Annotated in this window: 10 protein-coding genes; 3 read left to right on the top strand and 7 right to left on the bottom strand. The window is 54.4% G+C overall.

Going from position 1 to position 15,161, the window contains the following annotated elements:
* The 3 genes from Q31a_RS16345 (at nucleotide 1) to Q31a_RS30240 (ending at nucleotide 5,214) form a co-directional block, all read left to right on the top strand.
* Nucleotides 1-3,156: a DUF1553 domain-containing protein gene (locus Q31a_RS16345; protein WP_231690794.1), complete on the top strand. Its 3,156-nt coding sequence runs from the start codon at nucleotides 1-3 to the stop codon at nucleotides 3,154-3,156.
* Nucleotides 3,146-4,582 carry a DUF1501 domain-containing protein gene (locus Q31a_RS16340; protein WP_145080052.1) on the top strand — a complete coding sequence of 479 codons (1,437 nt, stop codon included), beginning with the start codon at nucleotides 3,146-3,148 and terminating at the stop codon, nucleotides 4,580-4,582. Before Q31a_RS16345 ends, Q31a_RS16340 begins: the two co-directional genes overlap by 11 nt.
* A gap of 455 nt (nucleotides 4,583-5,037) precedes the next feature.
* The gene (locus tag Q31a_RS30240; protein ID WP_197355327.1) at nucleotides 5,038-5,214 is read left to right on the top strand and encodes a hypothetical protein; all 177 of its coding nucleotides are present in this window, start codon (nucleotides 5,038-5,040) and stop codon (nucleotides 5,212-5,214) included.
* A gap of 968 nt (nucleotides 5,215-6,182) precedes the next feature.
* Here Q31a_RS30240 and Q31a_RS16335 read toward each other — a convergent pair.
* The 7 genes from Q31a_RS16335 to Q31a_RS16305 form a co-directional block, all read right to left on the bottom strand.
* A complete protein-coding gene (locus tag Q31a_RS16335) occupies nucleotides 6,183-6,566 on the bottom strand; it encodes a DUF4272 domain-containing protein (RefSeq protein ID WP_197355326.1) in 384 nt (127 codons plus the stop codon).
* Between the two features lie 388 nt (nucleotides 6,567-6,954).
* Nucleotides 6,955-8,595, bottom strand: coding sequence for an acyltransferase family protein (locus Q31a_RS16330; protein ID WP_145080046.1), 1,641 nt, complete (start codon nucleotides 8,593-8,595; stop codon nucleotides 6,955-6,957).
* 144 nt (nucleotides 8,596-8,739) lie between these two features.
* On the bottom strand, nucleotides 8,740-10,506 hold the full coding sequence (locus tag Q31a_RS16325; protein WP_231690793.1) for a serine/threonine-protein kinase: 1,767 nt from the start codon (nucleotides 10,504-10,506) through the stop codon (nucleotides 8,740-8,742).
* Nucleotides 10,457-10,585, bottom strand: a complete 129-nt coding sequence (locus tag Q31a_RS30860; RefSeq protein ID WP_231690792.1) for a hypothetical protein — start codon at nucleotides 10,583-10,585, stop codon at nucleotides 10,457-10,459. Before Q31a_RS30860 ends, Q31a_RS16325 begins: the two co-directional genes overlap by 50 nt.
* Before the next feature lie 1,017 nt (nucleotides 10,586-11,602).
* Nucleotides 11,603-12,280: a TPM domain-containing protein gene (locus Q31a_RS16315; protein WP_145080043.1), complete on the bottom strand. Its 678-nt coding sequence runs from the start codon at nucleotides 12,278-12,280 to the stop codon at nucleotides 11,603-11,605.
* A gap of 12 nt (nucleotides 12,281-12,292) precedes the next feature.
* The gene (locus Q31a_RS16310; protein WP_145080040.1) at nucleotides 12,293-13,090 is read right to left on the bottom strand and encodes a TPM domain-containing protein; all 798 of its coding nucleotides are present in this window, start codon (nucleotides 13,088-13,090) and stop codon (nucleotides 12,293-12,295) included.
* A gap of 555 nt (nucleotides 13,091-13,645) precedes the next feature.
* Nucleotides 13,646-14,902, bottom strand: coding sequence for a DUF4832 domain-containing protein (locus tag Q31a_RS16305; RefSeq protein WP_197355325.1), 1,257 nt, complete (start codon nucleotides 14,900-14,902; stop codon nucleotides 13,646-13,648).
* Between the last annotated feature and the right edge of the window lie 259 nt (nucleotides 14,903-15,161).

Raw genomic sequence — 15,161 nt, 5'->3', positions numbered from 1 at the left:
ATGCACTTAAATTGGCCACGATTAATTTTCAAGGTCCTGACAACAGCTTGGCTGCTGGCGTGCGGGCTTCCAGCGATGGCTGGAGAATTAGCCACAGCAGAGCGGGACCTGTTCGAACAACACGTTCGACCGCTGCTGATAGCAAATTGCATCAAATGCCACGATGGTCATAAACAAGAGGGGGGCTTGAATTTGACCACCCTCGAGGGATTGCTGCAGGGAGGCGACTCTGGCCCGGCCATTGCTCCCGGTAATCCTGATGAAAGTTTGTTGCTCGAGGCGCTGCGCTACGAATCGTATGAAATGCCGCCGAGTGGTCAGCTGGAAGACGCACTCGTAGACGGCATAGCTGTCTGGGTGGCTGCTGGGGCAGACTGGCCAAGCGGTGTTGAGCTGAAAAAGGTATCTACGATCGACGAGGAGGATCGCGACTGGTGGTGTTACCAACCGGTTGCCGATCCGGCAGTCCCCGAGGTAGACGACCAGGGCTGGTGTCGCAATGAAATTGACCATTTTATTCTTCAGCGTTTACAGCAAGAGGGCATCCGCCCCGCTCCGGAAGCTGCACCGCCCAAGCTGGCTCGACGCGTTCATTTTGCACTCACGGGGTTACCCCCTAACGATGAAACAGCCTTGCTGGTGAGGAGTGAGGAGCAATGGTACGCATCGCTGGTAGAGCAGCTTCTGCAAGATTCTTCTTACGGTGAGAATCAGGCTAGGTATTGGTTGGACCTCGTCCGCTACGCAGACTCTGATGGATACAATGCAGATCACTCCCGACCGGAAGCCCGTCATTTCCGTGATTATGCCATCCGGTCGTTTAATGAAGACAAACCGTACGATCGTTTTGTGCTGGAACAACTCGCCGGAGATGAGGTCGATCCAGGAAACAGAGATGCGCTGATTGGCACGATGTTCCTACGACACTGGATTTACGAATACAACCAACGTGACGTTGAGGGACAATGGTCGCAAATTCTCAATGACGTGACCGAGACGACGGCCGATGTCTTTCTCGCGCAAGGTCTCAAATGCGCCCGCTGCCACGATCACAAGTTTGATCCGTTATTGCAGCACGATTACTTCGCCCTTCGCTCCTTTTTTACACCACTGCTGCCTCGCGAAGACCAACCGATTGCAGATGTTGCAACCCGCACGCGACACTTTGAGCAACAGCAGATTTGGGAGGAAGCAACGGCGGAAATTCGTCAGCGTCTGCACCAAATCGAAACGCCCGTGCTGCTCAACAAAGCTGGAGGCCAAGGATTCGATAAGTTCACCAAGGAAATTCAAGCGCTCGTATCCAGTCGACGTGGCGAGATAAGTCCTTATGAGTATCAGATTGCGGCACTGACGATGCGTCAACTGGAGTTGAATCCTGAGAAACTGCCTGAATGGTTGGAGGAGGGCCAGAAAGCCGAGCGTCAGAAACTGCTGCAAGAACTGGCGGAATTCGATGATTTGAAACCAGCACCGCTACCAACGATGAAGTTCGTCGCCAGCGACGTCGGACCTGAAGCACCACCGACCTTCATGCCAGACTCGAACGACGATACTCCGATCGAGCCTGCATTTCCTGTGATTTTGGGAGACGACCAGCCGAAGATTCAGCGTCCTCCAACGGCGTTGCAATCGACGGGCCGGCGATCCGCACTCGCGAATTGGATCGTCAGCAAGGAGAATCCTCTGACGGCTCGGGTGATGGTGAATCGCGTCTGGCAGCAGCACTTTGGACGTGGTCTTGTGGAGAATACGAGTGATTTTGGACGCCTCGGAACGCCTCCTTCGCACCCTGCACTCCTCGATTGGCTCGCCCGTCGCTTTATGGATGACGGTTGGAGTTTCAAGAAACTGCATCGCCTGATACTGAATTCGGCCACCTACCGTCAATGTTCCGACCGTCCGATGGACGATCAACTGGCGAAGCTCGACCCGCAGAACATTCTCCTGTGGCGGCAGAATCCACGCCGACTTTCAGGGGAAGAAATCCATGATTGCATTCTCGCAGCCAGCGGCGAAATGGGACCGGAAAAGCGGGCAATCTACAAGAATGTCAAACGTAACGCCTTGGATCCTATGTTGTCCGTATTCGATTTTCCAGATCGAGTCGAGAGTCAAGGCAAGCGACACCGAACGACCACCTCCCCTCAATCGTTGCTGATGATGAACAATCCTTGGCTGCACGATCGTGCCAAAGCACTGACGGTAAATGTTGGTTCAATGAGCGTGCATTCGCTGATTCACGACGCGTATCAGCGTCTGTATTTCCGATCGCCGAGTCTGGAAGAATTCGAGATGGCCTCAACCTTTCTCGAGTCTTATGCGGAAAGTGCTGAGGTCTCTGAATTGCCCAATCTGCTTGCCGCAATGCCAAGCGGTGGTTCTGCAATCCAAATCACCGCCGAGAAGCCAACGACGATCCAAGTTGAGTCGATTCAAGAGTTCGTCGAAGCTGAAGCCGAAGGTGACTTCACTATCGAAGCAACGGTAATGCTACACTCACTGTACCCGGACGCATCGGTCCGAACGATCGTCGCGGGTTGGTCGAAGAAAAACACCGAACGCGGTTGGTCGCTTGGCGTGACTTCTACCAAGAGTAGCTATCAGCCTCGCAATTTGATTCTGCAGCTGGTCGGTTCGCGAAAGGACCCCACTAGCAAACCTGAATACGAAGTCATTGCTTCGAACTTACATCTCGAGTTGAACAAGCCGTACTACATTGCAGTGTCGATAGATCTGGACAACGCTACCGAGGAAGGCATTACTTTCTATTTGAAAGATCTGTCCCAAGCGGATGGCGAGCTTGAAATTGCGCGGGTCGCGCACGAAGCACGCTGGAATGCGCAAGCCAAGGGACCGATTGAAATAGGCGGGCGATCAAACCAACACCTTTGGGATGGGTTGATTCAACAGGTTCGGATGCACAATCGAGCTTTAAGCCAAGACGATTTGCTCGGCGACGAACGGGATGAATCTCAATTGCTATTAGACATTGAGTTTACGGACATCAAGAGTTTAGGTCAGGATCAATCGGGCCATCAGCATCATGCAATCGTCAATGATCGAGAGGCGGAATTCGCTTCTCCTGCGATGCAAGCACGCATTGCACTGATCCACGCACTCCTTTGCTTCAATGAGGTGATTTATGTCGATTGATCATGAGAGCCATGGTACTGTTTCTCGTCGAGAGATGCTCCTTAAGAGCGGTGGTGGCTTCGGTGCGCTGGCGTTGGCTAGTTTGTTGCAAGGTGATGAGGCAAAAGCTGCGGGGCAGCCGGCAACGTCACCATTGTCTGCCAAGTTGACACACCATCCCGGGAAGGCGAAGAGCGTCATCTTTCTGTTCATGGATGGGGGCCCGAGCCATCTCGACACCTTTGATCCCAAACCCGCGCTCGATAAATTGGCCGGGAAGCCGATTCCTGAAAGCTTTGGGCGTGTGATTACTGCGATGGGTGAATTTGATTCTCCAATCATGGCTACCCAACGCAAGTGGAAACAGCATGGTGAGGGAGGGCTGTGGATTTCCGATTGGTTGCCGCACACTGCGAAAATGGCTGATGAGCTTGCCGTGATTCGCTCCTGTTGGACGAACGGTATCAACCATTCTGGCGGTATTTGTCAGATGAATACGGGAACTCAGTTTGCAGGTCGACCGTCGCTCGGTAGTTGGGTAACGTACGGTCTCGGTACTGAGAACGAGAATTTGCCAGCGTTTGTGGTGATGCAAGAAGGTCAGGGACGGGTGATCAATGGCGCCCGAAACTGGGGGGCTGGATTTATGCCAGCGGTCTATCAGGGGACCACCATGCAGCGCGAGGGTTCCGCGTTTTCAGACTTGGTGCCTCCCAAGCATGTCGCGACAGCCCAGCAGCGCAAAGAGCTCGACTTTCTATTGCAACTGAATCTGCGGCATGCCGAATCACGGCAGGACAACACGGATCTCGACGCTCGCATCCGCAGTTTTGAACTTGCATACAAGATGCAGTCCCATGCTCCAGAGGCCGTGGACCTGTCACAGGAATCTGCCGAGACTCATAAGTTGTACGGTATGGATGACAAGAGGACTGCAGCCTACGGACGCAATCTGTTGATGGCACGTCGACTGGTCGAGCGAGGTGTCCGTTTTGTGCAATGCTACCATGGAGCTGGCAGCAAGTGGGATGCCCACTCCGATATCGAAGGAAACCATACGCGGATGTGTGGTGGAATGGACTTGCCGGTAGCGGGACTCCTGCGGGATCTTAAGCAACGCGGATTGTTGGAGCAGACGTTGGTCGTTTGGGGAGGCGAGTTCGGTCGAACGCCGATGAGCGAGAAAGGGAATGGGCGCGACCACAATCCCACTGGATTCACGATGTGGATGGCCGGCGGCGGAGTGCAAGGCGGCCAGGCTTACGGAACTACCGACGCACTAGGGCTTCATGCAGTCGAAGATCGCCTGCATGTTCACGATATTCATTCCACAATCCTGCATCTGATGGGGGTGGATCATCGGAAGCTGGTTTACATGCACAAGGGACGGCCGGAACGAATCGATCAGAATGAAGGCCATGCGTACGAGGAGATCGCAACAACATGAGTCTCATCATTCCAATAGTTTTTGGTTCCCCCTGATCGTGGCGAGCCCGTCACACGCTCAGTCAGGCCGACGCGGAAGCGAGTGTGAGCACACGCAGGGATTTCAGCTCCGAAGAAACAAACCCGCTCGCATCAGGGACACGCCAGCCGCAATCAGGTCGGTCCACGTCCCCTGAGTTCGCTGGCAGGGTAGCCAACCACACTGTGGTAAAACTCGATTGTGGATCCAGTCTTTCGGTTTCGCTCCAGAAAGCGATTTCGATTCCTAGAACGTTGACGGACTCACGCTAGAAGCTTGGGGAGAGTCGATCGGCATTCGGGAAGCATCGCTGAGCCTGTTTATCTGTTGAAGGATTCGGCTTCACAGCTTCGCTTTTGTCACCATTGAAAAGCATTTTATGGGTTCGGAAGGTCTGGTAGACCAGACCATAGCACATCACCGTCAGGGGAACTCACATGGAAGTTCTTAAACTCAGACTTCCCTCTCCAAGTTCTCCACATGCGAATGCCTACACGGCCCGTATCATAGGGCAGATCAAGAACCTCAAAGATCTGCTCTCCGTCTACGAAGCAACTTGCTTTCTCACCACGTACTTTAACCATGACTCGATACCACTGGTCTTTTTGCGGTAACCGTTCACGACCTTCCTCATCCACCAGTCCGCTTCAACCGTGGCTTCAGTTTTGAGTCTAAATCGCTGACAACCGTGAACGGTGACAAGGTAAGTCGCGAGAGCACAATCAGGCCCCCACTTCCAGCCCCTTCCTTTCGCGTCTTTCGTGTATTTCGCGGTCGTTAATCTGCTCACCTGCTGGCCAGGCGGACACACCTCGCCTGACCAACACTCCCACGAGCAAGCTCAAGCAAATCAAATCTCGCACAGACAAATTTCGCTCGCCCGTCCCCTGAACCGTCCCCAGTCCCAGGATACGTAACCGCGAAAGACGCTAAATACGCGAAAAGAAAAAGTAGCCGTACACGACCTTCCTCATCCACCAGTCCGCTTCAATCGTGGCTTCAGTTTTGAGTTTAAGTCGCAGGCAACCGTGAACGGTGACAAGGTAAGTCGCGAGAGCACAATCAGGCCCCCACTTCCAGCCCCTTCCTTTCGCGTCTTTCGTGTATTTCGCGGTCGTTAATCTGCTCACCTGCTGGCCAGGCGGACACACCTCGCCTGACCAACACTCCCACGAGCAAGCTCAAGCAAATCAAATCTCGCACAGACAAATTTCGCTCGCACCCCCTGAACCGTCCCCAGTCCCAGGATACGTAACCGCGAAAGACGCTAAATACGCGAAAAGAAAAAGTAGCCGTACACGACATGACTTATCGACTTACCATTTCAACAGTGGCTTCAGTTTTGAGTCTAAATCGCAGGCAATGGTAAACGGTTTCGAAGTATCCAGGCGGACGTTTTTGCAGGAAGATGGAGTCCGGAAGATGAATTGCTCTGGCTATCTTCCTGCCAACATTTTCCTGCCAACAACGCTTTCTGCTGCACCAGACTCGCCCCCAGCCAAACTCAACGGCGAGGAGTCATAACACGCAAGCTCACCACTGCGAAGCATTTGAGCCGTTCGTTCACGACCGCACTCCCCCATCAGGCAGCCTCAATCGTTGCTTCAGGGGCGTGTTTAAGTCGCAGACAACCGTGAACGGGTACCCCAGTAGTCCACAGCAAAGCCCATTGAGCTTCTTGCCTCGATCGAGCTTCGCTGAGTTCTTCGTCCGTTGGGGCGGTTGCTTCTAATAGCTTCTGTTCCGCGGGAGATGCGTGCTGCCATATTGACTGGTCGATCAGCCATTCGACGATTGGTTTCGGGGCGACGCCGTAGCCGGTTGCAGCGATCGCATGCAGGATTACTGTGCGGACAGCGGCCTCTTGCGATGTGCGAGGCACCGGCTCATTGTAGTCCGCCACGGGAGGTAGTGAGTCATCTACGCCGATGCCATGCGACGCGGCCCATTGTTTGGTTGTGATCATGCTACTTCGACACATACACATAGTAATTCGAGGCGGTGGCGGGAGTGGATCGCCTATTTCTAATCGCACCGCTACAGCCGTTCCCGTGCAATTAGCGGCTTATTGGCCGGCTTGGGACGCGACATGCGTTGCCAATACTTTTCGTGAAGCCCAGTGAGAAGGTTCGCATTTGACGGGCGCTTGAACCTCTAAGATTGTAAGCAGAGAAGACAGGACTTGGGAGCCCACCGGTTGTACTCGACTATGCAGCTGCTGTCATTTCAGAATTGGACAAACTCACAGCGGCGTGGTTACCGATGCGAGTTATGGGTGCGAGTTATGGATGCGGGGAGACCAACGCTGAGGCGTGCCAGCTGAACACCGTCGGTGCGAACGCTCGCTCAGCGAGCTAGGAGAGAAGCGAAGGGCGGGTTCGCGGTCCATTGAGTAGCCTGCCTATCGCCGTGTAACGGACTCCGTATTGATAGGCGAGAAGCATGAAAGCGGAGACCACGATGGTGATGGAGGCGAATTTCAGGAAGGCGGGGATTGGTAGGTCTCGAAGACACCACTGCGCGAGTATTACTAGTGGGAGATGGATGAGATAGAGCCAGTACGACGAGTCCGAGATGTAGCGCAGCGTGCGGCTTTCGCGGGACAGTAGCCGGCTAGACAGGCCGATCGAACCGAACGTCATGAGCCAAGCGAACGCGGCTTGGAGAAAGCTGCCGAGTAGGGCCTTCGTCGACTCGTCCTTGATCGTTGGAATGATTTCAAATGTTCCCGATACCAGATCCAGTGCGATGGGGAAGATGACCAATAGCGCGACGGGCAGGCTGATGTACCACCAGCGGCCGAGTTGGCCCGAGGTGTCGTCCATGTCCCAATAAACAGCCCCGAAAAAGAAGAAGATCGCGTAGTAAATTAGCACGCTCGGAATCGGAAGCAGGCCAATTGACGAATCCGGTCCAAAACTTTCTGTTGCCATGAACGCCTGCGGCAGCATGGTCAGCGGAATTAGCCCCAGTAGGCTGACCGGCGAACAAACGAGCCAGCGTGGTAACTTCTCAATGTGCAACGCTTTAGCGAGCGGCGCATAGAGCAGGAATGCGGCGACAAGCCAGCACAGGAACCACAGGAACCAAAGATGCATGAAGACGGGTAGCTGGAACAGCAGGCCTTTGAGTCCTTCGAGATTGAGTGCCTGCCCCGCGCTTGCTTCTGAGCCAAGGTATTCAGTTTCGTTGAGCAATTCGGCAATTTCCTTGCGACCTGCCAGTAGCGCTGTTTCGTCAACGGAAACTCCAAGCGAACTGGCAATGAAGTTCGTCGTGCCGAAATCTATTGTGAGGAGTTCCCGGGCCGTCATTCCGCTCCCGTCACGCACGTCGGTTTCGGCTCCTGCAGTCAATAGCATAGCAGCCTCCTGTGCACGCCCCATGAAGACCGCGATGTGCAATGGCGTTGCTAAATCTCGATTGGGCAGATTGACATCGGCCTGGGCATCGATGAGCAGCTCGGTAATTTCGGGGCTTCCTAAGAATACAGCAGCGCACAGTGGCGACGACCCCGAATTCCCATCGAGCGAGTTGACGTCGGTTTCAGAATTCTGAAGTTCTGTACGAACCAGGTCTGCATTGCCGGCCACGACCGCCGTGAAAAGCATAGAGCTCTCGGGACTCCCCGGGGATGGGCGGGAAGCAATGTAGCCGACTGCCCACATTGCTGGGACGATCGTCAGGCAGCCGAAGACGAGCGGCAAGAAAATTCGTTTGAAGCGATGTTGGATTAGGCAAGCGATCCCCCGCTTCCGCCACAACATCGCGGTGAAGAATCCGCTGAGCATGAAGAATAGCGGCATGCGGAACCCGTGAATGCAGGCAAAGAGGACGTAGTAGGCCTCGCTTTGCTGTGAATCTTGAACTGTCCAGGGGATCGGAGCAAAGGAGAGTGCGGCATGGAGTAGAATGCCCAGCAACATGGCAATTGCTCGCAACGCATCTAGATCATGCCGTCGATCAACGGACGACGTTGGAGGGATGACTGGCATGGTCTCTGCAGTGGCGACTGTCCCCGTTTGCGACTCGGTGTGCGAGGCTGAAGTGCTGATGGTAGGCTCCTGAAGATTAAAGGGCTGCTCGCCCAACGGTGGCGCAGGTGGAAGAGAGGCGGACGTCGTTTTTTCGCCGAAACGTCAACGAATTTGGGCGTCTTCAATTTCGTCGAGTGCCAGATACGCGGCGGCAATGCTCTCACCAGAGAATTTTTTTCTCCAGTATTCTGCCGATTTATTGCCAGGTTTGAGCGCGCGCCAGTATAGCCAGAGCGAGCCGAGAAAGCCGATGATCCCCACGACGAGCGAGACAAGCAGGGAACGCGGATGGAGCACGAAGTCGAATCCACACGCGACGGCAACGGGAATCCACATCAGCCACCATACAAAACCAATGATGACACCGGCACGCAAGTAGCCGGATCGCACGCTGGCGAGCTTGTGGCGGATGTCGAGCACGGATTTCGAGTAGTCGATTCTTCGGATTCTAGTGCATACGAGCGCCGCTTGGGCAACCACGATCACGCCGTAGACATGCACAATGACTCCGTTCGCAATGCGATACGGAAGCTGCGTGCTTCGTATATAGCACTGCACTGCCAGCAGAATCAGTGCAACACCAAACAGGATTTGCAGCAACTGCCAGCGGAAAAGCGGCCGCAGCGATAATTCGACGCGTTCCATTAGGCGGCGCCGTGTCAACAACATCCTTCCGGCGAGCTCTTGCTGGGCTAGACTCGCGTTTGCCGTTTCTTGAATGTCTCGAGGTTCCGCGTCACGAGCAACCGTTATCGCAAGCGCTGCGTTGCCAGTTGCAGCTATCGATTGCACATCCGACTTAATCTGACTCGCATGCTGATAGCGGCGCTGCGGTTCCTTCTCAAGCGTACGCAGAACGACTTCGTCGAGGCGAACGTCAATTTCGACTTTCCTCGATGGTGCGGCGAAGCGCCCGATGGGGAGTTCACCGGTCAACATTTCGTAGAAAACAACACCTAGCGAATAGATGTCGGCACGGTGATCGACGCTACGTGAACCTTCCAGTTGTTCGGGAGCCATGTAGCGAGGTGTACCCATCACCTGATGCGTTCCGGTGAGCGCCTCTTCTTGGCTCTCGTGGCCGAGGATCCGTGAGAGGCCAAAGTCGGCGATCTTGACCGAACCATCAGTGGCTATCAGGATGTTCTCTGGTTTGATGTCTCGGTGGACGACCCCTTTGTCGTGTGCGTATTGCAGTGCATCGCAGAGATGCGGCACAATGGCCAATGCGTGCTGAGGCTCCAATTGGCCAGCCTTCACCACATCGCGCAGCGTTGAGCCATCCACAAAGTCCATCAGAAAATAGTAGGTGCCCTCGACGCTTCCGAATTCATAAACGGAGACGATGTTGGGGTGACTCAGTTTTGCCAACGTCCGAGCTTCCCGCGTGAAACGCAGGGCAAATTTGACATCGTGGCTCAATTCCTCTGGGAGAATCTTCAATGCGACAAGACGGTCGAGTCCCGATTGTCGTGCCTTGTAAACGGCACCCATACCACCTGCGCCGATGAGCTCGATGATTTCCAGCGACGGGAAGAGTTCAGCCAGACGGCCCACGGTTGGTGGACTAAATCCGCCCGACCGTTTACCGGCTTCTCCAAGGGCGTCGTGGATCGCTTGGGAGGCTTCCGGAAAACGCTCGAGGTATTCCTGGGATTGGGGTGTTTCACCGCGCCGTCGCCGGTAGTCGATTTCAAGGACGATGAGTTCAGCAAGCAAAACGTCTCGCTCGGTGGCAGAGACATCTGCGTGAAGCATCGAGTCGATTGTCGTCGGCGAGTCGGACTGCCACCTGCGTTCAAAATCAGCGCACAGGTCATCAATCCGTTCCAGGGATGCAATGGGAAGTTTTTTCTGACGAAAATTCATTGAGATCGACCAATTTCTTCTGACATTTTTCTCGAATCAGGTGCAGACGACGTTCGAGCGTCCCCTCGGAGCAACTCAAACGCCGTGCGAACTCCGCGTTTGAATACCCTTCTAACTTGTCACCCGCTAAATTTCAGAGATGCCCGACACCCAAATGAGAATAATAATACTGTTCCATAGATTTCTGGGGCATCAGCAACATTTTGAGGAACGGTTCGTTGCCGATGGCTTCCATGACATTTGGGGCGTCACCAGAGTGGCCCTGCAGCTGGAGCCGGACGTCTCCCCCCGGGTCGCTGCCACAAGTGCGTGCCTTCGTTCGTCCACCACTTTCTTGACTGCCATTCGCACTAAAAGCCGCCAAGGATCGTCTCGTTCGACATGGTTCGGTTTTGCCTCTACATCCGCCCCCGAACGGACCGTCGATGTAAAGATGCCAAATGTGATTCGTGGCGGTCGAGTCAGCGGCATTCATCCAATTGCTCCAATGGCTAACATTCGCGAGTTTTGACATGCGGAAACGCCCATAGACGCAAAATGGCAGTGGAACAGAGAGTCGTTGATCGGATTCTAGCACATTCCGCCTGGGTGCCGAACTCGCATGATGTCGGAGTTTAAAGTTGGTAAGCGGTCCCTAAAACTTTTCCAACGGCAAGCTCTAATTTTTCCCCGGTGGGCACACAGCGGTCGATGTTGTTGTTCAGGTCATGCAGGGATCGGTGTTGTTCTGGCTAGCTTTCGATTGTCAACATCGCTCCGTTCACTCCACGCCATCAGCACAGCGAACAATCTGAACCGTTACTTGGTCCTAACCACAGCTTTCATAGCCCTTGGTATCGCAAATGGGAGCATTCCAGACGCCGCAGTTGGTCGAGAACGCGTGGGGGGCAGTTCCGTGGCGAGCCTGTCCCGTATTTTTCGTGCCGACGCTTTCAAGAAATCAGCAACGGACGGATCGCCTCTAACGAAGAAAGGCTAAGTGAAGTTAGCTGCAAGCAGGAGGATCGACCTTGGGAAGAAAGCCTGCGGACAGGCTCCGCAATTCGGTACAGAAACCTGGTGGGAAATCTCCACACCCCGACCAATTGAGTTATGACTAATCGATCAGAACTAGGGCGTCCTGCAACTCATTGGTGTCACGTTCGTCTCGAGGTAGTGGACCTGAAAGTTGTATTGCAGCTTCTGAGATCACACTGCAAATTGCGTCTGCTGGCTCTCCGTGGCGTAGGCCATCCGTCAATAGTTGACAAAGTCGGTCGAGGGAAGACTGCCCGATTTTGTCCAGAACCTGTTGATCGCCAAGGACGACGGCCATGCGTTCGAACAGCGACACATAGATGAGCATGCCGGTTGCACCACTGGTGTGGTGTACGCGTTTGTCGAAGAAGATCTGTCGTGCTCGAGCAGAAACTTCCTCACGCATCTGATTGCGAGGAGTGAACAGTCGCCGGAGCCAAGCGATCCGATTTCCTGCGATGGCACCTGCGATAAATGCTACCATTATGCCGGCCAGCATTGCCAACAATCCGATATAAAAGGGCGCGCCGTCCCAGTTGCCCGATTCGTTCGCCTGCCTGGGCAGGATCACCCATACCGTGATCGCTGCAAAAACCGCCAGCCAAAGGCCGATCATATCCTCCGCTCGATCGTAACGTCCAGAGGCGGTGGCTACGACGGGGACGACTTCGCACGATGTCTTGGCCTCGGCTTCAACGACCGCTTTTTCGACTTGCTTACGCTGTTCCTCGGTAAAGAGGTCAGATGCTCGCTGCATAGTTATTCATCCTTACCAAGACCCTGTTGCACCGCCGCCACCGGAAGAACCTCCGCCAAACGACCCTCCGCTGAATCCACCGCCACTGCCTCGGCTGGTTACCAGCTGATAGAGAATCGTACCCACGATCGCAAATACGACACCCCAAAAAATCCAAGCCCATCCGCTGGCTCCGCGGCGAATAAGAGACACGATGGTAAAAATCGCTAGGCCAATGCATCCGACTACCAGCGCGTAGTGCCACCACGGGCGAGGCCGCGTGGGTAATTCCAGCTTTCGTCCCATCTGGTCCAGGGCCTCGACCCCGGCCACGATGCCCTCGGCAAAGCGAGCTTGTTTAAAATGGAAGATGATATGCTCGTCCATTATCTGACGGCAGAGTTCATCCTCGCGTCGCCCCCATCCGCCACCGAGCTCAATTCGTGCCTTCCGATCGTCCCTGGAAACTAGCAGCAGGATCCCCGTATTCCACGCCTGCTTGCCCAAGGTTGCATGCCCGATGCCCCACTGATCAAAGAGCAAGGTGGCGAAGGTTTCGATACGCATATCTTCGCCGCCGTACTTCGCCATGGATTCAATCGTGATGACGATGATTGGAGTAGCTTTGTCTGTCAGCAGGCTATCGCACAGATTTCGGATGTGCTCTTTTGAGCCCGAGTCAAGTAGACCAGCCAAGTCGCGGACGAACTCGCGATCTCCAGGCGGCTCCAGATCAATTTCAATTGCCGATGCAGACGAAGCAACCATCAAACACAGCGCGCAAATTGCGGCATAACCAACGATCGACCGGCTAGGGTGTCGAGTTCCCATGATGATCTATGTCCTCCAATGGAATGCGCGAATGTTGCCGCCGTTTCGTTCTGCTAACACTGTTTCGTTCTATGAACACTGTCTAAGTTACCATAAGCTCAAACGTATTTTGCTTGGCTTGCGTGTAAGACTCGTCTGACGCCCGTGGGCCGGTGGAGACGAGTTGGTCCAAGAGCACGCGGGTATTGGAATGCCGGGCGTGAAGCGTCCGGCTCTGACGTCTGCGATACGGGAGCCAATTGTCCAATGGTACGGGCGTCTGTGCCCCGGATGCGCGCACGAGCGAGAACCATCGCATCGCCCATGGTTTGCATAAGCTCTGGCCAGGCTTGAAAGGGGGGCGGGATCTGGTCGTCGGCCTGCCCTTGAAGGCCCTTCATTCTTGTGACCTCCCCAGTAATAAAATCCTCCCTTGCACGGCAGCGACAAACAGATCTGTAGCAACAACAAACGTCCATTGCCTCACGCGTAAAGCTGAGTGTAAACCGCCGGTTTTGAGGCGGGCGAAGGGCGACTTGTCTCAATGAGGGGGATGTTCGAACCACTCGACTGCCTCTATTCGCCTTCCAGGAGTGCATCAAAGGAAATCCGTTGTCCGGCAACAAGCCGGTCGCATTCTATCGTGAGTTGCGGAGCCTGACCTCCGCTTGGGACAGCCAGCTGTCGGGTTTCGCCTGGCTGCAGGAACTTCAAGGATTCGTCCGCACGCACGCCATTGACTGCAACAAATGCATCGTAATAGATAGGGGCGACCCCGGTATTGGTGATCGTGATGCGCGACTCGTGGGGGCGGGAATCAAACGCAAGGATCTTAAATTTGTACCCGCAGGCTAGGCCGTGTTGTTGGATACGTTCGTCGGTTGTCCACTGGGGCCACTGCTCACCAATAATAAAGGTAATGCCAAAGTTCCGAGCTTCGGTCGCCCAGTTTTCAGCCACGTACTTCTCCTGTTTCTGGTTTGGAAAAAGGATTTCGCCGCCAGCCGGAGATTTGCGATAGCGCTTCAGTACAAAGAATGTCCATCCTTCTAAGTTGTAGCCTGGCTCCCAAGCGAGATGGAAGGAATCGTCGAAGACTCCGAAATGAAGATCAATCAGTTTCCGTTGAGAAGCGAATGGCGCACGTTGCCTGGAGTGGGCATCCTGGGAGATCATCCAAGGAGTCTGGACAAGCACGACGTCAAGATGTTGGAGGAAAGTGGCCTGAAACTCTTTGCTAGGGAAGGTCTTTCCCAATTCCTCCGGACCAGAATAGATGTGATATTCTGCCCATAGGCCGAAGCCTGTTTCTAAAAACGCCAGACGTGGGTCCTGGTCATATCGCGCCGCGAAATTTTGGTAGAACTCGAGGATAAAACGCTGCAGTTCGGGATGCGACCAATCGGGGAATCCCGTGTCTCGATTTTCGCTGGGGGCATTGACTTCCTGGTAGTCGGGTAGGTTTTTAAGATAGTCCGGTACGCCTGTTGGCTTTCCAGGATAAGTGTCCCAAAACCGGAGGATCGCTTGATGTTTTCTAGCTGCCACCGATTCAAGCACACGTTCGATAGCAGTCCAGTCATACACCCCTTTTTCTTGGACCACATCACTGTATCGCATGTAGGAGTATTCGAGCTGAATTGAATCGGAGCGACTATTGCGAGAATCCTGCCACATCACGATTCCAGTCATTGGCTGCACATCTGTGATGCGGCTTTGAAGTCGAATTGGGCGAAATTCACTCTCATCGGCGGCATTCGCTTGCCTGATATCCATGACTAGCCAGCCAGCCAATACACAGGCAAAGGCAGATGTTAGATGTCTCGCTTGCAATTGACTTTTCCCTGCATACACGCTTGGGTTTCCCAGAACAGCTCAGACGGACGTGGGATCTGAAACCGACATCGCACAACACGTCAGGCGAGGACTCCAACGCGATCCACAGGGATGCAGGCGCGGTTCTTCCGCACTTGCGACGACCAGCTTCCTCGATTCGTGATGTCCGCTAGGTATGACACGCTATGTTAAAGGATCACTCGGGGGCACGGGGCTGGATGGCTCCTAGAAAACCATTTTGTTTCGAAGTCGGCCG

Source organism: Aureliella helgolandensis, assembly GCF_007752135.1.
GTDB lineage: Bacteria > Planctomycetota > Planctomycetia > Pirellulales > Pirellulaceae > Aureliella > Aureliella helgolandensis.
This window is presented reverse-complemented; position numbering and strand designations above follow the sequence as displayed.